Here is a 24,351-nt window from a genome sequence, read left to right as displayed (position 1 = left end):
ACGCATGCCATCCAACCTAATTTCATTATATTAGAAAGCGCTTACATTTTCAAAAGTAATCGTATTGCAAATTTCGACATTCGCATAAGTGTCCCTTACCAGTAGGAGGAGAATGGGCATATTACTGATAAGGGTCTTATAAGATTCATGTTAATCTGCAATGAATTCCTGCAACTTTTGCTTTAGACCACCATTGCCGAATTTAATGAACTTTGTTTTTCCGGTATCTTGTTCAGGGGTAGAAACGAATTCCAAAAAGGCTAAAAGGTTGATCCGGCGGTAAAGGATATGGACAATGCCATACTCATAGAACCAATGATCGATCGTGTTGTAAATCCCTCTATTCAGTCGATATTGCTGCTGGCACCAATGGAAAAATATTCTGTCCGGCAGATTAAGGTACTCCATATTTTCTAAGCCCCCATTTTGCTTCTCATTCATGATAGGGGAAATAATCCGTAGCGATTCCTTTTGCATAGTGTAATCCTCCCTCATTGATAAAAACGAAAAAACCCCCTATCCTGTTGAATAGAGAGCCTCCAGTGAACTAGTCAGCTTATATATTTTCCTTATATAAAAGTAGCATAAAACATATTAATCCAATTTGTCAAGTTGGTATTTATAATGCTTAAAATATGTATGTTTATTTTATATTTTCTGAGTGAATTGATTGAAAATACGAATAAATATTTATGTTTATTCGTTTATAGTTCGTATATAATGATTTTGAGGAATTAAGGAGGAGAGACTGAATGTATAAATCAAAAAAGATTTTATTATTGGGCTCAGGTGAATTGGGGAAAGAGGTCATACTTGAAGCACAGCGGCTTGGTGTCGAGACCGTTGCTGTAGACCGCTATGAACATGCCCCTGCCATGCAAGTCGCTCATCGCAGTTATGTGATCGATATGCTGGATGCGGAACAACTAAGGGGAGTTGTAGAAAAAGAACAACCCGATTTGATTGTGCCGGAAATCGAGGCCATCGCTACATCCGAATTAGTCAAGTTGGAAGAGGAAGGCTTTCATGTCATTCCGACGGCAAGAGCGGCTAAATTGACTATGGATCGTGAAGGAATCAGGAGATTGGCTTCTGAAACTCTGGAGATTCCGACCGCAGCCTACAAATTCGCCGATACATATGAAGAATTTGTTCAAGCTGCCAAGGAAGTTGGCTTTCCTAATGTCGTCAAACCGCTGATGAGTTCTTCAGGTAAAGGACAAAGTGTGTGCCGCACGGAAGGTGACCTGGAGGATTGCTGGAAAATCGCGATGGAAGGCGGCCGGGTTCAAAATGGACGGGTGATCATTGAAGAATTTATCCGTTTTGATTCGGAAATCACGCTGCTTACTGTCCGGGCTGTAAATGGTACCATGTTTTGTGCTCCCATCGGCCATATTCAGCAGGGCGGGGATTATATTGAATCCTGGCAGCCGCATAATATGACAGACGCGCAAATAATGGAAGCGAAAAAAATTGCCCATGCCATTACGGATGAACTTGGTGGGTACGGATTATTCGGGGTTGAGCTTTTCCTCTCAGGGGATAAAGTCTATTTCAGTGAAGTTTCCCCACGTCCGCATGATACGGGGCTAGTGACATTAGTGACTCAGAATTTGTCCGAGTTTGCCCTTCATATTCGGGCGATTCTAGGATTCCCCATCCCGGAAATCAAGCTGATCAGCCCAGGTGCCAGCCGTCCATTAAAAGCTCAAGAAGAGTTATCGGAATATTCTATAGTTGGTGTTGAAAAGGCTTTGGCTTTACCTAATACACAAGTGCGTCTTTTCGGAAAACCTGTTACAAAGGCAGGCAGAAGGGTGGCAGTCGCCCTGTCATCTGCCGATTCAATCGAGGTGGCGAGAGTGAATGCGGCCCGTGCTTTGGAATGTTTAGTTGTAGAGAAAGAATAGTGAAAAACGCGCTCTTGAATGGAGCGCTTCAGTTTTTCGACAAAGGGAGCGGATTTCTTAAATCAAATGGAACATGATCTTCACTCCAGGTACTCGCTTTCCGCGTGCGGTCCGGAAGCCTCCTCGGCGCCATTTGCGCCTGTGGGGTCTCCCTTGGACACGTTTTTCCCGCAGGAGTCTCGTACCTTCCATTCCAATCAACTGGAATGGTTTTTAAAGTAAAACGTAGGCTGGCCTCATCCCGAACGGTTTAAGAATAGTTTATACTTCATGATTTTCCTGCCGAATAACTGGCTAGCCGAGACTCAGCTAGATGCTTGCGACAGGAGGCTTGACAGTGTCGGCGAAAAAAAGCGGATTTCCGAAAAAAATGTAACGTTCCTCAAAGAAAAAACTGTAGGTATCGAATTTGTCTGCAGTCTGACTCTGAAGCATCCTTATTCGGATGCTTTATTTCTTTACTCCATTAATAGCACTTTAAACTCCTGACAATCACCCGATTTGAAGACGTTGAAAGGCCTGTAATATACCCCAGCTACTGATGATTTCCCTGAATAACCAATTCCACATGCTGTCTTTACTTTGTCTTAACAATTATCCTGTCGCTTTTTTACATAGCCTTGACATTGAGTTCATTTTCTTCACCTATAGTTAAATTAAATAGAAAAGATTAACGGGAGGTCATTCATTTGAATCGCACATGGAGTAAAAAGGTTTTACCCATTACACTCGTTTCGGCATTGGCATTTGGAAGTTTATCATGGTCCGGTGCGGATCGTGTTTCGGCAAAGGGTAACCCAAATAAAGAACCGGAAATCAAGAACGTGATTTTCCTGATCGGTGACGGCATGGGTGTTTCCTATACCTCCGCTTACCGGTATTTAAAAGATAATCCTGGTACGAAGGCGGCAGAACGGACAGAGTTTGATAAATACTTGGTTGGCCAGCAGATGACTTACCCAGAAGACTCTGCACAAAATATAACGGATTCAGCTTCAGCTGCAACGGCAATGTCTGCCGGAGTGAAGACTTATAACGCTGCCATTGCAGTGGATAATGATAAATCGGAAGTCAAAACCGTATTGGAAGCAGCAAAGGAAAAAGGAAAAGCGACGGGATTGGTTGCCACTTCGGAAATCACTCATGCTACACCTGCATCTTTTGGCGCCCATGATGAAAATCGGAAAAACATGAATTCAATCGCAGACGATTATTATAACGAATTAATCAAAGGCAAACATAAAATTGACGTCCTATTGGGCGGTGGAAAGTCCAATTTTGTCCGGCCTGATGTCAATTTGGCGAAAGCCTTTGAAAAAGACGGTTACAGTTATGTGACTGATAAAAATCAAATGCTTAAGGACAAAAATGAGCAGGTCCTTGGTTTATTCGCTTCTGAAGGACTCCCGAAAATGATTGACCGCCCAAGTGAAACGCCTTCTTTGGCAGACATGACAAGTTCGGCGATCCAGCGCTTGAATAAAGATAAAGAAGGATTCTTCCTTATGGTCGAGGGAAGCCAAGTCGATTGGGCTGGACATGATAATGATATCGTAGGTGCAATGAGTGAAATGGAAGACTTTGAAAAAGCATACAAAGCGGCCATGGAATTTGCGAAGAAAGACAAACATACTTTAGTGGTGGCTACTGCGGATCACTCTACAGGAGGATTCTCGATCGGAGCAAAAGGAATATATAACTGGTACGGCGAGCCAATCAAGGCAGCCAAACGCACTCCTGACTTCATGGCGGATGCCATCGTCAAAGGCGCTGATGTCGAAAAGACGTTAAAGCAATATATTAACCAAAATGTTGTGAAGCTAACTGACGGTGAAATCAAAACGGTAACTGAAGCTGCCAAATCAAAAAATGTGACGAATGTCGATAATGCCATCGAAGCCATATTCGATAACCGGACCAATACTGCCTGGACTACTGGGGGACATACGGGTGAAGATGTTCCAGTCTACGCATACGGGCCATATAAAGAACGTTTTGCCGGGCAGGTCGATAACACGGATCAAGCCAAAATCATTTTTGAGCTATTAAAGAAATAATGACTTCAGGGAGGGATTCAATGAACAGACTGATGATTGGTGCCCTGTTATTAACGGCATTTGGTGCTCTTAATACCCAACCAGCTTACGAAGAAGAAACGACAGCTAAAGAAAAAACAGAGGAAATTGCACGACCACTGGAAAAAAAGGATGTCTATGTTCCGAATCCGCAGCTTCCTGATGATATAAACTTGAACCAGATCGGACAGAACGTTTCCGATGCCAAAGGCGAATTAACTTTGAAGGCCTATAAAAAAGTGAATGAAACGCTGGATGTTGGCCCGATCGAGGTTAAAGTCAAAGAAATGAAAGTGATGCATGCCACTCCGGATTACAGCATGATTGATTTCTTCCACGGCTATACGCATGATGAAGATTTCGATATCGTAAAAGTGAACGTGGAAATCAAAAACAATACGGATAAAAAAATTAAGTTTTCCCCAGTTGCTTTCCTCGAAACGGACAGAGGAGAACATCTGACATGGGAAGATGAGATCTACTTGGAAGAACTTACTGGTGAAATAGAAGGAAACGGTTCAAAAAGCGGAAACATTGGTTTCATTCTAAATGATGGAAACATAAAGGGCATATCCCTAATGACAAGTGATGCGGTGGATGAAGAAGGGGAAGTCCTTGCAAAAGGCAAGTCAGCTGAATTCGCTTTTTAAAGGATATGTATAAATGCCTTGGAAAAATAAAATACTAGAACAAGTGATGGGGATTACTATCACTGAACGGAATATCCAAATCCTAATGATGAGGTGACACAGAATGAGCTATAAAGATCAATTAGATCCACATTCTCAAAAGTTTCACCATAATTGGACAAGACCTAAGCGTTCAAAATCTCAAGTTAATGGCCATACGCAAGAATCGCAAACAAACATTATACTAAGAAGCAATGCAAAGGCTCACAGGTGGTAACGGATATTTCCGATAAAGAAGGAGGCTCCCAGCGAGTCTTCTTCTTTATATTTAGAATCATCTTAAACCAATCAAGGCATACATGGCTTTTCATTCATAATTATGATACCATTTACCTTTAAGATTATAGTGATTGGCTTGACGTGAAACCATGATTCCGATTGAAAGTTTCACCTTATACAAATAGAGGACGTGAATTGTAATGATTAAAATTGAAATCCCTGCAGCGGATATAAGCATCAAACAAAGAAAGCAAGTTATTGAAGGAGACGAGCCTGTCATTCCTGAAATTTACGGGTTTATCGATTTTCATTTGATTCCCCGTGATAAAGGCGGCATCATCTTGTTTTACAATGAAAACGATGAGCTGATTTTTGTCGGTAAAGCTCGTAAATTAAGACCAAGGGTCAAGAAGCATTTCGAGGATAATGTTTCTCCGATTAAAGATCATCGTAATGAAGTCAAGAAAATTGACATTCTTATAGTCGAAGACGCTATGGAACGTGAAATCTATGAAACGTACATGATCAATAAACTTCATGCTAAATACAACGTCGACAAAGTATTTTATAAATAAGAAACACCTATGAAAAGCTGACTGCGTATGCACTCAGCTTTTTTGTGTTTACATATGTACAAAAATAATTTCGTACATTTACAGCAGCTACATGTTAGGTTAACAATGTTGGTTTATATTTAGAGTATTCCAATACATTCTCAGGAGGAAGCTATTGAAGAAAATACTTTGTAAAAAGGTGTTAGTTATCTCGATCGGGACAGTGATTGCCTTTGGGAATTTAACGTGGTCCATGTCACAAGCTTCTAAACTGGCGAAACAGAGAGAAATTGAAACTTTTGAACAAAAGACAGTAACATCTTCAGGGTGGGAAATGGCGGAATAAGCTCAGTAACCAATAAGTTTTTTCTCGATTTGCAACAAAGAAAAAGAAAAATGTATTGGATAATGAAGCGTTGTGTTAATGATCAGCTGCTTGTCAATATGGAAGTACATTAAATGATAAACCTGCAATGGAGGTTCCATACACATGTTGTAATGTGTGATTGGGCTTCCATTTAATTTTTTTGTTTTAAATTGTATGACGGCACCTTTCATTTATCCGTGTGTCGGAGCAATCGTGATTACATTGGTTCAGGAGAAGTATTCGGAGGCAATTTTGAAAAAAACTTGCAAATAGTAATGATTACGTTTTATTATTAAAGAGTGTTTTCGCGTGGGAGATGGTTTTGGTATTTAAATCGTAATGATTTTGATTTACGCACAGTAAAGAAATCAGGTAAAGGAGTGGTAAGGGATGGAGATGAAGAAAATTCCGGTTACGGTATTGAGTGGATACCTTGGTGCGGGAAAGACGACGCTCTTGAATCATATTCTTGAAAATCGGGATGAGCTGAAGGTTGCCGTCATTGTTAATGATATGAGTGAGATCAATATTGATGCTTCGCTGGTCAAACAGGGAGGGTTTACCCGGACGGATGAAAAACTGGTGGAAATGCAGAATGGCTGCATTTGCTGTACGCTTCGTGAGGATTTGATGATTGAAGTGGAGAAATTGGCGAAACAAGGGGACATTGATTACATCGTAATTGAATCGACTGGGATAAGCGAACCGGTACCTGTAGCCCAAACCTTCTCCTATGTTGATGAAAGCATGGGAATTGATTTATCGGAATATTGCCGGCTTGATACGATGGTTACCGTTGTTGATGGGTATAATTTTTGGCAAGACTTCACTTCCGGAGAAACGCTTATTGACAGGATGCAGGCAACTGATGCTGCCGATGGCAGGGAAGTGGTCGACCTACTAATAGATCAGATAGAGTTCGCCAATGTCATCCTGTTAAATAAAATCGATCTAATGGATGCTGACGCCGTTGAGGAATTAAAGGCGGTTCTTCATAAAATGAATGCGGATGCGAGGATCATCGAAACGAATCATTCCAAGGTGCCGCTAAAGGATGTATTGAATACACATTTATTTGATTTTGAAGAGGCAAGCCAAGGAGCGGGCTGGATAAAGGAATTGAATGAAGAGCATATCCCGGAGACCCTGGAGTACGGGATTTCATCCTTCGTTTACAGAAGGGAAATACCGTTTCATCCCGAGAGGCTAATGGAATGGTTAGAAAATTGGCCCGTACAAGTGGTGAGGGCAAAGGGCTTCCTTTGGCTGGCATCGAGAAATGATACGGCAGGCTTGCTTTCGCAGGCGGGACCGTCATTAACTTTACAAGCAGCCGGTAAATGGATTGCAGCTTACCCTGAGGAAGAACAGGGCCAAATTTTAAAGGAGGCACCTGAATTATTGGAACGGTGGAATGCAGTATACGGTGACAGGATGACGGAGCTGGTGATGATTGGCATTCAAATGAATCAACAGGAAATCGAAAATGAATTAGATCAATGCTTATTGACGGAAATTGAGTTACAGCAGGATTGGTCTTTATATGAAGATCGATTGCCTGCTTTTACGGAAATCGTTCATTAAAAAACATTAGGAGGAAATAAAAATGAGAGTAAACATTACGTTAGCATGCACAGAATCAGGGGACCGCAATTATATCACAACGAAAAACAAGCGGAATAATCCGGACAGGATCGAATTGAAAAAGTACTGCCCACGATTAAAGAAACACACGCTTCACCGTGAAACGAAGTAATTTTGAAGTTTAAATCGTAATGATTTTGTTTTATTGAAGAGGATGGATATAAAAGGAGGGAAGTTCATGTTGGAATGGATCATTATTGGCGGAGGAATTCAAGGTATGACGATGGCGGCATTTTTACTTAAGTCAGGAAAAACGACAGTGGACCAGCTGGCGATTATTGATAGAAATGAAGAACCATTGGCAAGATGGAAGCATTGTACGGAAATCATTTCAATGCCTTATTTACGTTCTCCATCCGTACACCATCTGGATGTGAATCCCTTCAGCCTGCAGAAATATGTGGAAAAGGCAGACTGGAACAATAACTTTTATGGCCAATATAAGCGGCCGTCCCTACAATCCTTCAATGAACATTGTGTTCACTTGGCTGATGATTTATCCATTAAGAAGGCATGGGTGCAAGGGGAAGTCACCTCTGCCTGCAAAACGGGACAGGGCTGGGAAATCCAATTGCAGAACAAGCGACGGCTTGTGGGACAAAAGCTTGTGATTTCAATTGGTATTGGAGAACAGCCTTATTGGCCTGATTGGGCACAGCAATTAAAACAAGAGCATGAGGGTTCCATTTACCACATATTCGATGAAAATATTCCGGAGCTGACACAATTAAAAGGACCAATCACGATCATTGGGGGAGGCATATCTTCTGTCCATCTCGCTTTGAAGCTGAGTAAGATCTATCCCAATGACGTAACGCTACTAAAGCGGCATCCATTTAGGATTCATGATTTCGACAGTGATCCTGGTTGGTTGGGGCCGAAAAAACAGCGTCCTTTCCATGCTATAACTAGCTATCAAAAAAGACGCGAGACCATTATTCAGGCACGTAATAAGGGTTCCGTACCACCTGACTTACATAAAGCGCTGATGAATCAGGTTAAACAGGGATTATTACGTGTAATGGATGAAGAAGTGATAAGCGCTGTGTGGAGGGACGGGCATATTGGTCTCAGGAATAAATACGAAAAGGTCATTCAACTTACAGGGACGATCCTTTTAGCGACCGGCTTTAAGTCATCAATGCCAGGGAAGGATTGGCTGACTCCAGTCATCCGGTCGCATGATTTACGCTGCGCGGAATGTGGTTATCCGATTGTATCGCAGTCGTTGCAGTGGGGACCTGGTTTATATGTCACGGGTGCATTGGCTGAACTTGAAATGGGACCGATTTCGAGGAATATATCGGGAGCAAGACAGGCAGCGGAACGAATTGTGAATAGTTTATAGATTTTATAAAATCAAGATTTTTAAAAAAGGAGAATATAAATGGCGAAAAAATCCAAGGTGATTAAAGCTGAAAAACAGCTGGCAATGGTCGAAAAGTATGCAAAACTTAGAAAGGAATTGAAGGAGAAAGGGGATTATGCCGCATTGGCCAAACTCCCTCGTGACTCTTCGCCGACAAGGGTTCACAATCGTTGTGGAGTAACGGGAAGGCCCCGTGGATATATGCGCAAATTCAACATGTCACGTATCGTTTTTAGGGAACTTGCTCATAAAGGGCAACTGCCGGGTGTCAAAAAGTCAAGCTGGTGAAGCGGGGAGTACTAAATCATTCATAAAAAAAGGGGTTTGGAGTCCGAATAGTGAGGAGAAGGCCGAAAAGATTCATGAACCGAATAAAGTGCGGTGTAGGTCGAAAATATTCGTGAACGGTCGAATAAGGTGCAATGTAGGTCGAATAAAGTGCAGTGTAGGTTGAATAAAGTACGGGATAGGTCGAAAAACTGCGTGAACGGCCGAATAACTGGCTAGCCGAGACCCCGCAGGCGCTTGCTTGATGCGGCTTGGCAGACAGTCGCGGAAAGTGAGCAGATTTCTGAAATCAACTGGAACTTTTATTAATTTGTCTACAGTCTGAAGGTTCTTATCTAATCTTAGATAAGGACCTTTTTAGATGCTTAATTATTTTTAATTTCTTCTTCTATTTCTAAATTCCATTTATCACGTGTACTATATAAGATTTCACGTACAAAACTTGAAAAGGAATATTTATTTTGGTTTATTTCTTGTTCTAATTTTTTGAGGTTTTCTTTTAATTTTTCAATTACTTCTTTTTCTCATCTCTTCATGTGAATATGTACTTGGTACTCCTCCTGCTCGTAATAAAGAATTTAATTTAGTTTTAATTGAGCTAAATCACTTGCATCATCAATCTCCACTTTTCTAATTGATGTAATGATTTTACAACTTTACTTTTATTTTTATTAAAATAAGCTGCTGTATCTTTATCAAACTGAAATTTAAAAGGGAGGATGAGAGTTGATAGACGGAAGGAGCCCTTGTTAAAACAAGGGCTCCTTCATCATTATAAAGATGTGTTGCTTACTTGACTGCCTTTAATGCTTGTTCAGATATATAGAAGTCTTTTCCGTTGTAAACGGTGATAGCATTAATTTTCTTTTGTTTAGTGGATTTAGGGGTCTTGCTGATAACGATATTCTTATTTGCAGGCAACTCTACTTTTTGCTGCCCCTTTTTCGCTACGAAAATTGGGTTATTCGGGTCTGTCACATCAATACGGGTTGAATATCCTTTTTTCTCAAAGGAATCTTTAGCATTCATGTAGAGTTTGTTCGATAATTTTTGTAAATCAAAGCCCATGAATTCGGCCATTTTTTTAGCGAGGTCTGTATTCTCCACTAATCCAGTCGGTTTTGAAGGGCCATAAGAATACAGGAATACGTCTTCCCCAGTATGACCGCCAGTTGTAAAGCCAATGTTGGCACGGTTAGCAAGCAGCTTTGTCATTTCAGCACCTACGTTTTTAGAAGAGGTAAGTTTTGCTGTTTCTTCAGAAGTCAGTTCATCCAGTCCATACAGTGCTGCAACTTCTTTTAGATTGGAATGATCTGGTTTTAACTTACTTAAAGCTCCTTCAACAGTCATCTTCGCTTTCTTTAATGGATCGATATAAGCTGATACGGGTGTTTCCGGGTAGGAGGAGTTCGTGTTTACGTTACCCATTGTAATTCCGCTGTTCCCGTGGTCCGTTACAGCAATGACCATCGTGTTTCCGTCATTTTTTGCAAACTTAAGGGCTTCGTTCACGGCATCATCAAAAGCTAAAGTATCACTAATCATTCCAATCGTGTCGTTTCCGTGAGCAGCCCAGTCAATCTTGCTTCCTTCGACAAATAAGAAGAAGCCATCTTTATCTTTTTTCAAGGTTTTAAGGGCTTTATTGGTCATCTCAGCTAAAGTGGGTTCACTTGGCTTTGTCGTTTTACGATCTAAATCATATGCCAGGGCACTTGGTGCAAAGCTTCCCCAAATTTTATTCGATTTGGAGTTTAACAGCTCGTCACGGGTTTCAACAAAATCATATTTGTCTTCATCGAGCACTTCCAAAAGGTTTTCTCCATCAATTCTTGCATTTTTTGTTTTACCTGGTAAAAGGGATTCCTTGCCCCCTCCCAAAACGACGTCAATCCCCTGATAAACCTGCTGTTCCGCAATATCACCATAATTGCTTCGATGTGTCACGTGAGCGGAGAATCCTGCGGGTGTAGCATGCTGGATTTCAGATGTAGAAATGATGCCAGTAGCCTTTCCGGCTTGTTTCGCACCCTCCAAAACGTTAGCGACTGGTTTATGGGCATTTTTCGGATTAACCGGATCCAGCCCTGGAGAATTAACGATGGCTGGCAGGACACCGACAAATTTATCATTGGATTTATTTCCTGTCGCAAGGGCTGTTGCTGCAGGAGCTGAGTCTGTAATGGCCGATTCAGCAGAATATGTACGCATACCGCCTGAAAGCATTTCATCCATGGCTAGATTACCGCCTTTATACCACCTTGAAAGGGTTGTGGCTCCTGTGCTTGTCCCATCCATCACCATCATGATGACGTTTGTTGGTTCTTTTTTCTTGTTTTTTGCCTGAACATCTTCCTTCATTGTTGAAATACCCAGTGATGAAATGGCTACCGCTCCCGCTAACGTAATTCCTGCTACCTTTTTGCTCATTTTCCCCAAAATGCATACCTCCAAAAATATTATTACTTTTAGGATAAATGCAGTATATTAAGAAATTACTTCAGTTAAGTAAAGAAAGGTTTTTTATCTGTAAATTTTGCTAAAATGTTGAAGAAGCGTTAAAAAAGCAGAAGTCTTTAAGACTCTGCTTTTTTAGTATGCTTTTTACCTTTGGAAAAATTCAATCCACTCTTTTTCCGGTCCATATACGTAGAAATAGCGATAACCATTTGGAAGGGTGACGATCTCTTCATCAATCAGCTCGGTGTTATCCAAGCTTTTGATCCGGGCATATTCTTCTTCGATATCATCCACGGTAATGGCAAAATGGTGGATCGTTGCTTCGGATGGCAGTGTGTCGCTATATCCCTGAATCAATTCTATTTCTGTTTCGTCCGACTCTTCGTAACCCAGGAATGCCAGTTCGATTACCCCATTAGTATGAGTCATGCGTGCTTTTAATTTTAAATCCAGCACATCTTGATAAAAGGCGATGGATTTTTCAAGATCTTTTACAACAACGCCAACGTGATCGACCCTCTTCACAGCCAAGAAATCTTCCTCCTTCATTAAGTCCAGATCCAATTTGCTAATATTAGTATATATAAGATTATTCGGAATTAAATTACATTTTTATAACCGTTTTTAGATAATTTTTTAAATGATGTTAATAAAGGGAAAGTATTGGTAAATAATGAAAAATGACGAATGGCTTTCGGGATAATACTTTTCTTCCATAATATCTATTGATTGATTCTTTTAATGTAAGAATGAAATTTAACTTTTTCCAGGGCAAAAATTTGTTTCTAAATGGAATAGTAGATATACTATGGAAACAACTCCATTATTAATGGATATGAGAGGAGAGGTAGTATGGGAAAAATTCGTGAAGGTGAAATTTTCACCCTTACTGATGACAGTGATGAAGGCCATGAAGTTGAGGTTTTAGGTTCATTGGATGTAGAAGGAACGGAATATGTTGCAGTAGGTTTGCTTGAAGATATTGAAGAGGATACAGATGAAGATATCGATATTTTCTTTTTCAGGGTCGAAGGCGAAGGTGAACTGCTCGATATCGAATCGGATGAAGAGTTCGAAAAGGTATCATTGGCGTTTGAAGCGGCATTTGAAGCGAAAGAATGACAAGTTAAAAAGACGGCACATTGTGCGAGGCCTCAGTTTGCAGACAAAAAGGTTTCGGAATGACACCATTCCGAAACCTTTTTGAGTTAAGCGAATGCCTGAAGGCAAATTGTACAAACCCTTAAAAAACTGTAGATAAACTCGACTTTCATCAAGTTTGTCTACAGTCCGAGAGGCACAATATGTGCCGCCTTTTTTATATGTATAAAGAAAGTATTGGCCCCGCCTTCGCCAAATACCATGATAGCCACGCGTGCTATCCAGCCTTACTTAAGTATAGGGTTGTATTATTGATAGGACGTGTATTCAATATGAAGATTTTGTTAATAAACGGAGTATTTTTCCATCCCTGAGGCATAGGATAAAAAAAAGTGGAGGTGATGGAATGGCCGTTGTAAAGCACACTGATGCCGATATAGCCTTATTGGCAAGATTGCTTAGGGCGGAAGGCGAGGGCGAAGGTGATCAGGGCATGTTGATGATCGGTAATGTAGGGATCAATCGGATTAGGTCGAATTGTTCCGATTTCAAAGGGCTGAGGACGATTCCAGACATGATTTATCAGGAGCATGCCTTTGAAGCTGTACAGAAGGGGTATTTTTATCAGCGGGCAAGGGACAGGGAAAAAAGACTTGCACGCCGCAGTGTAAATGGTGAAAGGATATGGCCCTCGAAATTTAGCCTATGGTACTTCAGGCCACCGGGAGATTGTCCGGCAACCTGGTATAATCAGCCCCTGGTTGGACGTTTCAAGCTTCATTGCTTTTATGAACCAACAGGTACAGAATGTCCAAATATTTATAATACATTTTAAGAAAGAGGCTGAACCTTATGGGGGTTTGGCCTCTTTGTGCATCAATCCTTAACTTGGAAAAATCATATGATAAAACTGGCAAATGATTTACTGATACTGTAAAATTGAGACTGTAAATTTCCGGATAAGAAAGGAATAAAAAAATTGATGAGTAAAAGGCTTATTAATTATGGACAAGGGCAAATGGGGGAACAGCCGGAGGATAATACCGAGAAATTTAAGTCTTTCATGGAGAACAACCCGGACGCCATTTCCATTGTTGATCTGGAAGGAAAGACCCTTCAAGTGAATGCAGCTTTTGAAGAGTTTTTCGGTTGGACGAATGATGAGCTCATAGGCATGCCGTTTCCAATTATTCCTGATTTCTTGAAGGAGTCAGTCAATGAATTGCATGACCAGATTAAGGCAGGGGTACAAAGGAAAGGCTTTGAAACGGTCAGGTTAAGGAAGGATGGCCAGTTAATCGATGTAAGCATTTCCCTGTTCAATATCCGTAATGATGAAAATGAGCCGTGTGCACTCGTTTTCGTTTATCGGGACATCACGAATCAAAAACTTGCTGAAGCTGCCTTGAAGGAAAGTGAGCAAAGGTATCGCAGTTTAGTTGAGGTGTCACCTGAAGCGATTTTTGTACATCGCAATGGGATAATAGAGTATATGAATCCCATGGGGGCAAAAATGCTTGGGATGGATAGTGTGGAAGATATTATCGGTAAATCGGTTTTTCAGTTCGTTCACCTGGAGTCCCGGGAAAGTGTACAAAAAAGAATCGAGATCATGAGGGACGATCATCAGGCGGTTGGTTTACTGGAACAAAAGTTCATTCGACTTGACGGACAAGTATTTTATGGAGAAACACTCGGTCTTCCGATTATATATAAAGGTCAACCGGCCATACAGGTATTTTGCAGGGATATTACGGAGCGTAAAAAGACCGAAGAGCTGCTCTGTAAATCCAATATGTTATCGGCGGTAGGACAGATGGCTGCGGGCATCGCTCATGAAATAAGAAATCCATTAACTACGGTCAAAGGATTTTTACAATTATTAAGGGAAGACCCTGAGCAAAAGGACTATCTTGAAATGATGGTCAGTGAAGTAGAAAAAATCGAAAACCTGGCCAATGAGTTTTTAAGTTTGGCAGAGCCTGAAGCGAAGGTTTGTGAATTCATTCAGCTTAACGATATTTTGGATAGTGTGATTACGTTAGCTGAGTTTCAAGCGATATTGAATGATGTCGAAATCATCAAGGAATATAATACGGATTCGGCATCTGTCTTTGGCGAACCGAATCAGTTAAAACAAGTATTCACGAATGTCGTCAATAATGCTATAGAAGCCATGCCCAATGGCGGCAAACTTCATATACAGTTAAACCATGAAGGTGACTCTGCAGTGATCCGGTTCATTGATCAAGGCTGCGGAATCACAAATGAGCGTATGAAGCATCTAGGCCAGCCTTTTTATAGCACATCTGAAAAAGGAACAGGGTTTGGGCTCATGGTCAGCACTAAAATCATCCATGAGCATAATGGGGAAATTCATTTCAGCAGCGAAGTGGGAGAAGGGACGATTGTAGATATCAGTCTCCCTGTCAATGAAAAGTGACGAGAAGCCATGCTCTCGTCACTTTTTGGTTTATAGTTTAACGATCGTTCTGCCTCTTGCTTCCCCTTTTAATAGGGTAGGAAGGACGTCAGGCAATTCTTCAAGTGTAATTTCCTGTTGAACGAGCTGTTCCAAATGCTCTAGTTTAAAGTCGGTGGCAAGCCGATGCCAAACTTTCAATCTTGTATCCATCGGGCAATTGACCGAATCGATCCCAAGTAGATTAACCCCTCTTAGGATGAAAGGAAAGACGGTGGCAGGAAGGCTTGTACCAGCTGTCAATCCACTGACCGCCACAGCCCCGCCATACTTGATTTGGCTAAGGACCGATGCTAACGGTTCACCGCCGACGGGATCTACCGCCCCGCTCCACTTCTGCTTGCCCAGTGCCCGCAGCTTGCCATCATATACATCTTCTCGCGATACAATGGTCGCCGCACCGATTTTCTTCAAGTATCCATGTTCCGATTCTTTTCCTGTACTCGCCTCAACGGAATAGCCAAGTTTGGAAAGGATCGAGACAGCGAAACTGCCGACCCCGCCAGTTGCACCAGTGACGAGAACGCTCCCTTGCTCAGGGGTGAGGTTATTTTCTTCCAATCGCAGAACCGATAGTGCTGCAGTGAAACCGGCCGTTCCGATGATCATCGCCTCTTTCATTGTAAGGCCATCAGGTAGCGGGACGATCCACTCTGCAGGAACACGGGCAAACTGACTATAGCCTCCTGATTGGGAAACGCCAATCCCGTAGGAGGTCGCAATGACTTCGTCTCCTTCTTTAAAGCGAGAATCCTCAGATGAAACGACAACACCAGCCAAATCAATGCCCGGAACGATCGGATAGCTGCTGACGATGTTACCATTCGGAATGGCTGCAAGGCTATCTTTATAATTCACACCAGAATAATGAACACGGATGAGCACTTCGCCTTGAGGTAGATCATCAAGTGAAAGCTGCTGAATGTTAACGGTGAATTGATCATCTTGCTTGTTCACGACTAATGCATCAAATTGCTGTATCATGGTTCGTTCCCCCTTATAATAATGAATCTACCCCATTATAAAATAAAAAATAGAGGAATGTATAATGATACAATTCGAAATAAGTAGCGCTTGCTTTTCTTTCTGCTTCTAAAAATGGTACTATTAGATTTGATTCAGTTCATATTAAAGGAGATGTTTTACATGGCTAAAAAAGGATACATACTTATGGCAAATGGGGAAAAAATCGAATTCGACCTTTTCCCGAACGAAGCACCGAACACAGTGGCTAACTTCGAAAACTTGGCAAACACAGGATTTTATAATGGGGTAGTCTTTCACCGTGTAATCCCTGGTTTCGTAAGCCAAGGCGGAGATCCAACAGGTACAGGTGCAGGCGGAAGCGGCACACAAATCAAATGTGAAACAGAAGGAAACCCTCATAAACATGAGGCAGGTAGCCTATCTATGGCACATGCTGGAAAAGACACAGGCTCAAGCCAATTCTTTATCGTGCATGAACCACAACCGCATCTTAACGGTGTTCACACAGTATTCGGTAAAGTGACATCTGGACTTGAAACAGCCAAAGCTATGAAAAATGGCGACAAAATGGAAAAAGTCGAAGTTTTTGACGCTGAATGATGAAAGCGAAAAGAGGGGGCATCATGCTCCCTCTTTTTTTTGCGCTGTTCATGAGCGAAAATATATAAAGTCATTTTGGCATCGTGCTTTCAGTGAAACGATATTTGACCTCTGTCAAGGTTTCTGAAATATCCCATAATCTTTTCGACGTTTCTTCATTATATAAGGTATCGATGATCTCGTCTTTTCTGGGAAAGCCTTTTCTGCTCTTCTTTCCATCGGGTCCGATATACTCCCCGCCTGTCAATGCAGGTTCCGTTGCGGCATAAAGGGTAGGCAATGCTCCCATACTTGCCGGCTGGGTGATGGTTTTGGAAAGAAAGTGCACGAATTTATTTATGGGTTTGCCAGAACCGCGTGACATGAGATTAGTATGGGAAAGGCCCGGATGACAGGCAACACTGATCGGGGTTGCACCATGCTGGTTGAATTTATTCTGTAATTCGCGGGCGAAGAGTAGATTGGCCAGCTTGCTTTGCCCATAGTATTTCATTGGTTTATAACCGTTTTCACCATTTAGATTTTCGAAGTCTATATATCCATTGATGGCGGCCAAGCTGCTCAATGTGACCACACGCGAGTTTGGCGTAGAAAGGATACGCGGAAGAAGGAGGCCTGTCAAAGCAAAATGACCGAGGTGATTGCTGCCGAATTGCAGCTCGAAGCCATCCTTCGTCCTACTGTAGGGCGGAATCATCACACCTGCGTTATTGATGAGGACGGAGAGAGATTCATAGTTTTCCTGAAAGGAATCGGCAAAATGCCGAATGCTGCTCAAATCACTTAAATCCAGCTCCATTACACGTACATTTGCCTTTGGATGGACCGATAAGATTCTATCGACCGCCTTTTCACCCTTTGAAGCATTCCGGACCGCAAGGATGATCTCTGCCCCCTTACCGGCCAGTGCAAAAGCCGTTTCGAAGCCAAGCCCACTATTTGCACCAGTAATCACAATGGTTTGCCCCGATACATCTGCCATTTCTTCGCCATTCCACTTTTCAATCATCCAATCACACCTTTCCACACAGTCTTTACCTATCATATACCCAAATAATTCCTATATGTCACATTCTGTGTGGGGAACAGTGTTCTGTCGTCTATTTTTTAAAAAGATTAGCCGCCCATTAAGTAATCCATTATATTTTTCACGATCAGAATGACGGTTACGATGATAAATAATACTCTTACATATGCCACTCCTTTCTTAATGGCAAATTTAGAACCGGCCAACGCTCCTGCTATCATGGAGATCCCCATTGGTATTCCATAGGAAAAGTTGACGGTATCAAGGAATATGAACATGATCAGTGCCGCCAAATTACTTCCGAAGTTCAAAAATTTTGCATTCCCTGCAGAGTGCAAAAAATCAAATCCAATCATTAAAAAGGCAAACAAAATGAAGGATCCCGTTCCAGCGCCCAAAAAGCCATCATAAAAACCAATGGCAAATATAGCGAACGCAAATAGTGCAGCCTTTTGCCATGTGAGTGTATGGTAAGTCGATTTCTGGCCCCAGTCCTTTTTAAAAAAGGTATAAATGGCAATAGCTATTAATAGAACCAAGATCATTGGCTTTAATAATTCAGGCGAGACGAAATTGACAACCCAAGCCCCTAGCAGGGAACCTATGAAAATCAATGGGAAAAGTTTTGAAACCAATTTAAAATCAACCTTACCTGAGCGAATGAAGGCAATGGTGCTTGTTAAAGACCCCATGGAACTTGCTAACTTATTTGTAGCGATCGCTGCTGACGGGGAAAGTCCTGAAAATAATAAAGCGGGTATCGAAATCAGGCCGCCGCCGCCGACCACGGAATCAATGAATGCTGCCAAAAATCCGAAAAACATCAGCAGCAAAAGTGTTGAAATTTGTATATCTTCCATCCAAGAAGCCTCCGTATCAATGGCATTATGGCTGAAATGCTTGTTTTGCTGAAGCCATAAACCATTTTTGTTAGTCACTATTTAGATAGTAACTAATTGAAGCCGTTCTGTAAATAAGAATATTATGAGTCATTCCAACTGATATCGAATAGATTTCGATAAGACATTTGGTATGATAGGCATATAACTTACTAAAAGCACTAGGAGGTACTATGCAAGATATCATTCAAAAACTACAGTCTCTCGGGTTTAGTCAATATGAAGCAAAGGCTTATGTTTCTTTGGTTCGCCAAGGCCCAACCAGTGCCTATCAAGTAAGCAAGGAATCAGGAATTCCAAGGGCCCGCATCTATGAAATATTAAATGGACTGCAAGAAGAAGGAATCGTCTTAAAAGAGGAAATCAATGACTCGATACAATATTCACCGCTGCCAGTCGATGTTTTTTTGGAATCGGTTCAATCAAAATGGAACAATACCTATCAATCCATAAGCCATACACTAAAGCAATTCGAGAAAATCGAACCGATGTCTGACAATCGTGTAATGACGCTTAAGGGTGAAGGGCACATCCTATCCTTCTGCCGTACTTTGATTCACAAAGCCGAGAAAAGGGTGGTGGTTTCTCTATGGGACGAGATGTATGGCAAACTTGAACAAGAGCTAAAAGGGGTCGCTGGGCATTGCACTCTCAAGGGGATTGCATTTCAGGTTGAAAACCCATTATCAGGGATAGATATACATCGCAAAACAAGCTATGTGGAAAATATAGGAGAAAACAAATGGTTCATCTTATCCATCGATGGCAAGGAGACGATTTACGGCCCTTCTCCCGAAACGAGGGAAACGGCGTTTTACACAGATGATCCCATTCATATCAATTTTCTCGAAAATTACATTTGGCATGATATCCTCGTTAACCGCTTGGTTAAAAAGGATGAAGAAGATGCAGAGAAATGGATTTCAAGTGAAAGAGACCGTTTTTTCTCCCTATAAGATTAAAAAAAAGCTGATAACCCCATATGCAGGGGATATCAGCTTTTTTATTTTTGTACCGAAGTCATTCGGATAAAAGGGTTTTAGGAAATCTAATGGCCGTGGGCAAGCTGGATTTATCTCGATAAGACCTGTAAGACACAATTGTATGATTGTGCGCTTGAACATCCAACTGGAGAACCTGTGTGCTTTTCATTTCCAAATAGTACGTAACGTCTTCTTTTTGTAAATGATAAAAAGAAAAAGGTATACCTAAAAGGGTTTTCCTGATTAGTTTTGTTTCAGGCTGATTGATGATGTGCTCACTCAATTCCACTATCGTAACAGAAGTTGTTCCTGTAATGGCAGTTATTTTTTCTTTTGCATAATCGACTGCATGACTGAAGGTGACGGCAATATTCTTAAAGATTCCGTTCATGGGGGCATCTCCTTTTAATTAGGCTATGTTTGTAGTATGGTACGCGGCTAATGCTTTATTCAAAAAAATCCGCAATGATGATATAGAATTGTCACTTTATGAACATGATTAAGAAGTGTGCAGCGAAATCAATAAAAGGGCTATCAAGGAAGGACAGAGAAAATGTCAATGAAGGTCAAAGCATGAAGAATAAAAAAAATATATATTGGGGCCTTTTCCTCATCGCAATTCTCGCTTTTACAGTGGTGTCCATTCAGTTGAATATGGATGTGGATTCCAGAGCGGAAAAAGGGAAAGAAGCCGGTGCGGATAATCATGAGAGTATAGAAAAATTGCTGAAAAAAATGACGCTTGAAGAAAAAATCGGACAGCTTATGATGGTCGGTTTCAAGGGAACCGAAAAGAGCAGTGAAATTACGGAGCTTATCGAACAAAAACATATAGGGGGCGTCATTTATTTTGACCGTAATATGAAATCCCCTAAACAAGTGGCCAGGTTATCGAATTCGCTTCAGCAAATGGCCGATCAAAGTACCCATTCGCTTCCGTTGATGGTGGCCATCGATCAGGAGGGCGGGGACATCATCAGGATGAAGGAACGGGTATCGCCCCTCCCCGCGCAACAGGATCTTGGAAATAATGCATCCGTTGAAGACATGTACAAGGTGGCCAAATTGAATGGGACAGAACTGGGCTCCATGGGGATTAACATTAATTTCGCCCCGGTTCTTGATCTATCGAAAACGGATAAGCGTTCATTTGGGCAAGATCCGGAAAAGGTGTATCAATACGGAAAGAAGGCCATTCAAGGCTTGAACGATGTATCGATAACTGGTGCATTGAAGCACTTTCCTGGAAACGGACGCAGCGAAATCGATCCGCATGTCGAAACATCATCCGTGGAGGCAAACCAACTTGATCTGGAAAATTCGGATATTTATCCTTTCAAGCAAATCATAAGTGAACTGGATAATCAAAAGTTTTTCGTGATGGTGACCCACATTAAATATCCAGCCTATGATAAAGAAAAACCAGCAAGCCTTTCTAAAATCATCATCGAAGACCTGCTTCGGGGGAAACTCAAATATGAAGGACTTGTCGTTACCGACGATTTGGAAATGGGTGCTGTGAACAAGTATTTCTCCTATGAAGAGATGGGGAAGCAGGCAATCCTTGCAGGAGTTGATTTATTACTTGTCTGTCATGAATATTCCCATGAGCTTGAGGTATATAACGGATTACTGCAAGCAGTAAAAGCAGGGGAAGTTCCAATGGATAGAATTGACGAGTCAGTGAAAAGAGTGCTGACATATAAACTTTACAATATGAAGCAAACGAAAGCTGACCCGGATCAAGCGGAAAAAGTCGTGAAAAATCCCGAAAGCATAAAGTTTATCGAAAGCCTGAGCGAGGATGAATAAAAGCGAAACCGCTCTCTCAAAAGGATGCTTTTGTTTAAATCGGCTGATAGAGGGAATACTATATAGGACTAACTTGAAGGAGGAAACTAACATGCCATCAAACAAAATGCTTGGAACCGTCCTGATAGGAGCAGCCGCATTTTTAATGCGCAATAAGAAAACCCGTGAAAAAACCATGAGTCAAATAAGATCCCTAGCCACACCCGAAACCATTGATAAGGTCAAGAACCAATTCCAATCAATAACCAAAACGAAATCAAGTAACCCATCCGTACGTTAAGGTGAAATGACCCCATTAAGTTATTCTTAATGGGGCTTTTTTTTATTGCTTATATCCTTTTAGTAAAATCCAGCAGTGAATTCATCAAGCCGGTGAAAGGAAAAAGGAAAAGCACTTGTACTTTCGAAAAAACCTTGGACAGGTTTTAAAAAGTACAAGTGCTTCATGAATGATCAATGATCATTCAGCTTCATCTTCACCGTCATTTTCTTTATTGAACCAAAGCGGATCTTCATTATCGACTTCACCATTATAATTAATCAGGATTTCTTCTCCTGCTTTTATGTCGGTGTAAGCAAAGAAATCAAACGTATGATTCTTGAAGTTTATGTCATACGTAGCGTTGGGTGTATAAGAATGATTAAACAGCATGCCATAGCCTAAAAGCATGGCAGTATGGTTTATACCATATTCAAACGCATAATCAGCCAGCAATGTCTTCTCTATGAAAACATGCTCCTCGTTTGGATATGCAATGACAGGTGCCTCATGTAAAAGCTCACCTTTTTTAATATCTCGTGTTGCGAATACGCCTCTATTGAACTCACCATCACTGAGTGTGGAAGTTTTAACTTCAATCATGTTCGTCACCTACTTGTTCTATTCAATATAGTCCAGATCATCTAAGCTTGACAGTTAATAAGAAGAAAAGCAACTATTTTACGGAATTAATCATTTTTAGCAAACGACAAGATTGTTTTTATTGAGGCTCTCCCCGTACCAAAGGACAGAATTCTTCACATGAAGGCCGAAAAAAGGCGGCGAACTGCTCAAATGATCGGGATAGCCCCGCATAAGAAAAAAACCTCCGCTAGAGGTGGGCTAGGGAGGTGTTTTATATAGGTAAATCTCTTAATTCACACCGACAGCTGTAAAGGCATTTTTGACAGCCGTGACTTCTGCACTGCTTGAACCATATAAATCAGAAGCCGCTTGTATGACTGCCGCTCTGGCTTGTGAAAAAGTCGACGAGGAAGTTAAATAAGTTGTGTTTGCCCGGTAAAAGATGGTTCCTATTTTATCGATGCCGATCCCGGATACACTTACGCCATGGTGGGTTCCGCCTGCAGAGATTAAATAAGCTGCCTTATTTATGATTCCGCTGTTCGTGTGGACTCCGCCGTTATCACCCGTTCCCGTATAACGGTTCGAATAATGGTCAGGGTCACCATTCAATGTTGGATTAGCCATCGAGCGGAGTGCATCACCGGAAATGCTAGGTGTGTAAATATCTTCTCCGACCAAATAATCGGCTTTGGCACTTTGATTCTTAAATTCTACAACAGTTCCAAAAATATCAGATATCGCTTCATTCAAAGCACCGGATTCATTTTGATAGGTAAGGTTCGATTCCGAGGAAGTCACGGCATGCGTCAGTTCATGTGCAACGACATCGAGACCCCCGGACAATGGGATGAATGTCGTGCCATCTCCATCACCGTAAACCATTTGGGTGCCATCCCAGAAAGCATTATTGTATCTTGAGCCATAATGAACGGTTGATTTCAGGATGGTTCCATTTCCATCATAAGAGTTCCGGCCAAATGTGGATTTGTAATAATCATAGGTTTTACCCGCATAATAATGGGCATCCACTGCAGCTTTATCGGCAGAAGCAGTAAATGCATTTGTTGTGTTGGAAAAGAGTGTACCAGGCAATCTTGAACGGTTATTGGCATTATAAGTGTAGATGCCTTTACCGCGTGTATTGTCCTGTAAATAGTATTGGCCGTTGGATAAGGTAGTGTTCAGCGACACGGTGTTGTTTAGCACACCGGTGCCCGTCCCGACGGAATTGGTCCCTGTCACTTCATCTAGTGTATTATATTTATTCAGGATTTTACCCGTTTTGACTGAAATGAAATAATTATGATTTCCTGGTTCCGGACTTAGGAATTTCAAATTGACTTTATAAACATAATCGGCCTTGCCTTCATTTGCATATACATATAGGTCAGATTCAGGTGATTGTTCGTAGGCAGGGGTGAACCCAAGATCCGCTTCCGCTATTTTGATAGCTTCGGATTCACTGATGCCTTTTTTAGCCTTTTTGCCTAATTTCGTGTTTAGATTGGCTTCAACCGTACCGGACACAACGCTTAATACACCTTTAGCGTCAATCAATACTGCTTGTGTGGAATTCCATACAGGTACGCCTTTATAGGTTTGTTGCAATCTAAGGACGGTATTGCCTAGTTCATCCTTGCTTTCTTTCTGAATCGTGAAGGAGTCCTTCGCCTTTTGCTTTTCTAGCTTGTAAGACTTTTTGTTTTCATCAAAAAAGGTAAGAATGATATTTTCTGCCTTTTGCTTGGATGGGTCCGTAAGTTTCCCAGACTTGAATTCTAGCGAATCCTTATGCTTATTGTACTTTTCAACACTTAACACATTTTTTGCCGCTAAAGCTTCTTGATGGGGAATAGCAGAAAATAATAGACCGATGGATAGTGCAGTTCCTAAAAATACCTTACCTTTCATAACACTCAACTCCTTCATGAGAATACCTCATTTTTACATCGTTTCATATTATTATCAAATGGAGAAAACTCGCAAAAAATATGACATTTAAAGGAATAAAATGGAGAAAAATGGATTTTAA

At 41.3% G+C, this 24,351-nt stretch carries 26 protein-coding genes; 17 read left to right on the top strand and 9 right to left on the bottom strand.

Annotated features, from left to right (window positions below; genetic code table 11):
* Positions 1-150 precede the first annotated feature (150 nt).
* The gene (locus OSJ91_RS25170; RefSeq protein WP_485890650.1) at positions 151-477 is read right to left on the bottom strand and encodes a hypothetical protein; all 327 of its coding nucleotides are present in this window, start codon (positions 475-477) and stop codon (positions 151-153) included.
* Positions 478-752: 275 nt separating this feature from the next.
* On the opposite strand from OSJ91_RS25170, the gene purT reads away from it, so the two are divergent.
* The 10 genes from purT (at position 753) to rpsN (ending at position 9,118) form a co-directional block, all read left to right on the top strand.
* Positions 753-1,913: a phosphoribosylglycinamide formyltransferase 2 gene (gene purT, locus OSJ91_RS25165; RefSeq protein ID WP_350300412.1), complete on the top strand. Its 1,161-nt coding sequence runs from the start codon at positions 753-755 to the stop codon at positions 1,911-1,913.
* Positions 1,914-2,602: 689 nt separating this feature from the next.
* Positions 2,603-3,970, top strand: a complete 1,368-nt coding sequence (locus OSJ91_RS25160) for an alkaline phosphatase (RefSeq protein ID WP_413019862.1) — start codon at positions 2,603-2,605, stop codon at positions 3,968-3,970.
* Positions 3,971-3,990: 20 nt separating this feature from the next.
* Positions 3,991-4,638, top strand: coding sequence for a DUF4352 domain-containing protein (locus tag OSJ91_RS25155; protein ID WP_350300410.1), 648 nt, complete (start codon positions 3,991-3,993; stop codon positions 4,636-4,638).
* Between the two features lie 103 nt (positions 4,639-4,741).
* Positions 4,742-4,894 (top strand): YpzG family protein, encoded by a 153-nt coding sequence (locus OSJ91_RS25150; RefSeq protein WP_072272311.1) that lies wholly within the window; start codon positions 4,742-4,744, stop codon positions 4,892-4,894.
* Between the two features lie 196 nt (positions 4,895-5,090).
* The gene (locus tag OSJ91_RS25145; protein WP_170971597.1) at positions 5,091-5,471 is read left to right on the top strand and encodes a nucleotide excision repair endonuclease; all 381 of its coding nucleotides are present in this window, start codon (positions 5,091-5,093) and stop codon (positions 5,469-5,471) included.
* Between the two features lie 154 nt (positions 5,472-5,625).
* Positions 5,626-5,796, top strand: coding sequence for a hypothetical protein (locus OSJ91_RS25140; RefSeq protein ID WP_156500230.1), 171 nt, complete (start codon positions 5,626-5,628; stop codon positions 5,794-5,796).
* A 411-nt stretch (positions 5,797-6,207) separates the two neighbouring features.
* Positions 6,208-7,401 carry a GTP-binding protein gene (locus OSJ91_RS25135; protein WP_350300409.1) on the top strand — a complete coding sequence of 398 codons (1,194 nt, stop codon included), beginning with the start codon at positions 6,208-6,210 and terminating at the stop codon, positions 7,399-7,401.
* 22 nt (positions 7,402-7,423) lie between these two features.
* On the top strand, positions 7,424-7,573 hold the full coding sequence (gene rpmG / locus OSJ91_RS25130; RefSeq protein WP_034310390.1) for a 50S ribosomal protein L33: 150 nt from the start codon (positions 7,424-7,426) through the stop codon (positions 7,571-7,573).
* 66 nt (positions 7,574-7,639) lie between these two features.
* Positions 7,640-8,809 (top strand): NAD(P)-binding domain-containing protein, encoded by a 1,170-nt coding sequence (locus OSJ91_RS25125; RefSeq protein WP_485890649.1) that lies wholly within the window; start codon positions 7,640-7,642, stop codon positions 8,807-8,809.
* A gap of 39 nt (positions 8,810-8,848) precedes the next feature.
* A complete protein-coding gene (gene rpsN, locus OSJ91_RS25120) occupies positions 8,849-9,118 on the top strand; it encodes a 30S ribosomal protein S14 (protein ID WP_350300407.1) in 270 nt (89 codons plus the stop codon).
* Positions 9,119-9,907: 789 nt separating this feature from the next.
* Here rpsN and OSJ91_RS25115 read toward each other — a convergent pair.
* Together OSJ91_RS25115 and OSJ91_RS25110 are read right to left on the bottom strand one after the other, a co-directional pair.
* Positions 9,908-11,551 carry an alkaline phosphatase gene (locus tag OSJ91_RS25115; protein WP_350302966.1) on the bottom strand — a complete coding sequence of 548 codons (1,644 nt, stop codon included), beginning with the start codon at positions 11,549-11,551 and terminating at the stop codon, positions 9,908-9,910.
* A 174-nt stretch (positions 11,552-11,725) separates the two neighbouring features.
* Positions 11,726-12,130: a VOC family protein gene (locus OSJ91_RS25110; RefSeq protein ID WP_434547753.1), complete on the bottom strand. Its 405-nt coding sequence runs from the start codon at positions 12,128-12,130 to the stop codon at positions 11,726-11,728.
* A 303-nt stretch (positions 12,131-12,433) separates the two neighbouring features.
* Between OSJ91_RS25110 and OSJ91_RS25105 the strand changes: the two genes are divergently transcribed.
* The 3 genes from OSJ91_RS25105 (at position 12,434) to OSJ91_RS25095 (ending at position 15,125) form a co-directional block, all read left to right on the top strand.
* Positions 12,434-12,703, top strand: coding sequence for a DUF1292 domain-containing protein (locus OSJ91_RS25105; RefSeq protein WP_137020263.1), 270 nt, complete (start codon positions 12,434-12,436; stop codon positions 12,701-12,703).
* A gap of 385 nt (positions 12,704-13,088) precedes the next feature.
* Positions 13,089-13,517 carry a cell wall hydrolase gene (locus OSJ91_RS25100; RefSeq protein ID WP_137020264.1) on the top strand — a complete coding sequence of 143 codons (429 nt, stop codon included), beginning with the start codon at positions 13,089-13,091 and terminating at the stop codon, positions 13,515-13,517.
* A 147-nt stretch (positions 13,518-13,664) separates the two neighbouring features.
* Positions 13,665-15,125 carry a PAS domain-containing sensor histidine kinase gene (locus tag OSJ91_RS25095; RefSeq protein WP_485890648.1) on the top strand — a complete coding sequence of 487 codons (1,461 nt, stop codon included), beginning with the start codon at positions 13,665-13,667 and terminating at the stop codon, positions 15,123-15,125.
* A 30-nt stretch (positions 15,126-15,155) separates the two neighbouring features.
* Here OSJ91_RS25095 and OSJ91_RS25090 read toward each other — a convergent pair whose 3' ends face one another.
* Positions 15,156-16,148, bottom strand: a complete 993-nt coding sequence (locus tag OSJ91_RS25090; RefSeq protein WP_485890647.1) for an NADPH:quinone oxidoreductase family protein — start codon at positions 16,146-16,148, stop codon at positions 15,156-15,158.
* 162 nt (positions 16,149-16,310) lie between these two features.
* Here OSJ91_RS25090 and OSJ91_RS25085 point away from each other — a divergent pair, with 162 nt between their 5' ends.
* Complete coding sequence (locus OSJ91_RS25085) at positions 16,311-16,751, top strand: peptidylprolyl isomerase (RefSeq protein ID WP_095679904.1); 441 nt, start codon at positions 16,311-16,313, stop codon at positions 16,749-16,751.
* A 70-nt stretch (positions 16,752-16,821) separates the two neighbouring features.
* Here the strand turns inward: OSJ91_RS25085 and OSJ91_RS25080 are convergent, their stop codons facing one another.
* Complete coding sequence (locus OSJ91_RS25080) at positions 16,822-17,760, bottom strand: oxidoreductase (protein WP_413019855.1); 939 nt, start codon at positions 17,758-17,760, stop codon at positions 16,822-16,824.
* A gap of 107 nt (positions 17,761-17,867) precedes the next feature.
* The gene (locus OSJ91_RS25075; RefSeq protein ID WP_034310419.1) at positions 17,868-18,638 is read right to left on the bottom strand and encodes a sulfite exporter TauE/SafE family protein; all 771 of its coding nucleotides are present in this window, start codon (positions 18,636-18,638) and stop codon (positions 17,868-17,870) included.
* Positions 18,639-18,850: 212 nt separating this feature from the next.
* Between OSJ91_RS25075 and OSJ91_RS25070 the strand changes: the two genes are divergently transcribed.
* Positions 18,851-19,633 (top strand): TrmB family transcriptional regulator, encoded by a 783-nt coding sequence (locus OSJ91_RS25070; protein WP_350300401.1) that lies wholly within the window; start codon positions 18,851-18,853, stop codon positions 19,631-19,633.
* A gap of 64 nt (positions 19,634-19,697) precedes the next feature.
* Here the strand turns inward: OSJ91_RS25070 and OSJ91_RS25065 are convergent, their stop codons facing one another.
* Positions 19,698-20,051, bottom strand: coding sequence for a hypothetical protein (locus tag OSJ91_RS25065; RefSeq protein ID WP_413019854.1), 354 nt, complete (start codon positions 20,049-20,051; stop codon positions 19,698-19,700).
* A 182-nt stretch (positions 20,052-20,233) separates the two neighbouring features.
* Here OSJ91_RS25065 and nagZ point away from each other — a divergent pair, with 182 nt between their 5' ends.
* A complete protein-coding gene (gene nagZ, locus OSJ91_RS25060; protein WP_485890646.1) occupies positions 20,234-21,472 on the top strand; it encodes a beta-N-acetylhexosaminidase in 1,239 nt (412 codons plus the stop codon).
* A gap of 91 nt (positions 21,473-21,563) precedes the next feature.
* Entirely contained in the window at positions 21,564-21,752 is a 189-nt protein-coding gene (locus tag OSJ91_RS25055) for a hypothetical protein (RefSeq protein ID WP_350300398.1), read from the top strand.
* Positions 21,753-21,932: 180 nt separating this feature from the next.
* Here OSJ91_RS25055 and OSJ91_RS25050 read toward each other — a convergent pair whose 3' ends face one another.
* Together OSJ91_RS25050 and OSJ91_RS25045 are read right to left on the bottom strand one after the other, a co-directional pair.
* On the bottom strand, positions 21,933-22,334 hold the full coding sequence (locus OSJ91_RS25050) for an SET domain-containing protein (RefSeq protein WP_034310428.1): 402 nt from the start codon (positions 22,332-22,334) through the stop codon (positions 21,933-21,935).
* A 270-nt stretch (positions 22,335-22,604) separates the two neighbouring features.
* Positions 22,605-24,230 carry a M4 family metallopeptidase gene (locus OSJ91_RS25045; RefSeq protein ID WP_485890645.1) on the bottom strand — a complete coding sequence of 542 codons (1,626 nt, stop codon included), beginning with the start codon at positions 24,228-24,230 and terminating at the stop codon, positions 22,605-22,607.
* Positions 24,231-24,351 lie beyond the last annotated feature (121 nt).

Source organism: Bacillus sp. T-10(2022) (assembly GCF_056502895.1).
The sequence above is the reverse complement of the archived record's forward strand: the minus strand, read 5'-3'. Positions and strand labels throughout refer to the sequence as shown.

Excerpts from the sequence above, each read along its gene's own strand:
- OSJ91_RS25170 (WP_485890650.1), bottom strand. The coding sequence starts at position 477 with ATGCAAAAGGAATCGCTACGGATTATTTCCCCTATCATGAATGAGAAG.
- purT (WP_350300412.1), top strand. The coding sequence starts at position 753 with ATGTATAAATCAAAAAAGATTTTATTATTGGGCTCAGGTGAATTGGGG.
- OSJ91_RS25155 (WP_350300410.1), top strand. The coding sequence starts at position 3,991 with ATGAACAGACTGATGATTGGTGCCCTGTTATTAACGGCATTTGGTGCT.
- OSJ91_RS25150 (WP_072272311.1), top strand. The coding sequence starts at position 4,742 with ATGAGCTATAAAGATCAATTAGATCCACATTCTCAAAAGTTTCACCAT.
- OSJ91_RS25135 (WP_350300409.1), top strand. The coding sequence starts at position 6,208 with ATGGAGATGAAGAAAATTCCGGTTACGGTATTGAGTGGATACCTTGGT.
- rpmG (WP_034310390.1), top strand. The coding sequence starts at position 7,424 with ATGAGAGTAAACATTACGTTAGCATGCACAGAATCAGGGGACCGCAAT.
- OSJ91_RS25125 (WP_485890649.1), top strand. The coding sequence starts at position 7,640 with ATGTTGGAATGGATCATTATTGGCGGAGGAATTCAAGGTATGACGATG.
- rpsN (WP_350300407.1), top strand. The coding sequence starts at position 8,849 with ATGGCGAAAAAATCCAAGGTGATTAAAGCTGAAAAACAGCTGGCAATG.
- OSJ91_RS25115 (WP_350302966.1), bottom strand. The coding sequence starts at position 11,551 with ATGAGCAAAAAGGTAGCAGGAATTACGTTAGCGGGAGCGGTAGCCATT.
- OSJ91_RS25110 (WP_434547753.1), bottom strand. The coding sequence starts at position 12,130 with ATGAAGGAGGAAGATTTCTTGGCTGTGAAGAGGGTCGATCACGTTGGC.
- OSJ91_RS25105 (WP_137020263.1), top strand. The coding sequence starts at position 12,434 with ATGGGAAAAATTCGTGAAGGTGAAATTTTCACCCTTACTGATGACAGT.
- OSJ91_RS25100 (WP_137020264.1), top strand. The coding sequence starts at position 13,089 with ATGGCCGTTGTAAAGCACACTGATGCCGATATAGCCTTATTGGCAAGA.
- OSJ91_RS25095 (WP_485890648.1), top strand. The coding sequence starts at position 13,665 with ATGAGTAAAAGGCTTATTAATTATGGACAAGGGCAAATGGGGGAACAG.
- OSJ91_RS25090 (WP_485890647.1), bottom strand. The coding sequence starts at position 16,148 with ATGATACAGCAATTTGATGCATTAGTCGTGAACAAGCAAGATGATCAA.
- OSJ91_RS25085 (WP_095679904.1), top strand. The coding sequence starts at position 16,311 with ATGGCTAAAAAAGGATACATACTTATGGCAAATGGGGAAAAAATCGAA.
- OSJ91_RS25080 (WP_413019855.1), bottom strand. The coding sequence starts at position 17,760 with ATGATTGAAAAGTGGAATGGCGAAGAAATGGCAGATGTATCGGGGCAA.
- OSJ91_RS25075 (WP_034310419.1), bottom strand. The coding sequence starts at position 18,638 with ATGGAAGATATACAAATTTCAACACTTTTGCTGCTGATGTTTTTCGGA.
- OSJ91_RS25070 (WP_350300401.1), top strand. The coding sequence starts at position 18,851 with ATGCAAGATATCATTCAAAAACTACAGTCTCTCGGGTTTAGTCAATAT.
- OSJ91_RS25065 (WP_413019854.1), bottom strand. The coding sequence starts at position 20,051 with ATGAACGGAATCTTTAAGAATATTGCCGTCACCTTCAGTCATGCAGTC.
- nagZ (WP_485890646.1), top strand. The coding sequence starts at position 20,234 with ATGAAGAATAAAAAAAATATATATTGGGGCCTTTTCCTCATCGCAATT.
- OSJ91_RS25055 (WP_350300398.1), top strand. The coding sequence starts at position 21,564 with ATGCCATCAAACAAAATGCTTGGAACCGTCCTGATAGGAGCAGCCGCA.
- OSJ91_RS25050 (WP_034310428.1), bottom strand. The coding sequence starts at position 22,334 with ATGATTGAAGTTAAAACTTCCACACTCAGTGATGGTGAGTTCAATAGA.
- OSJ91_RS25045 (WP_485890645.1), bottom strand. The coding sequence starts at position 24,230 with ATGAAAGGTAAGGTATTTTTAGGAACTGCACTATCCATCGGTCTATTA.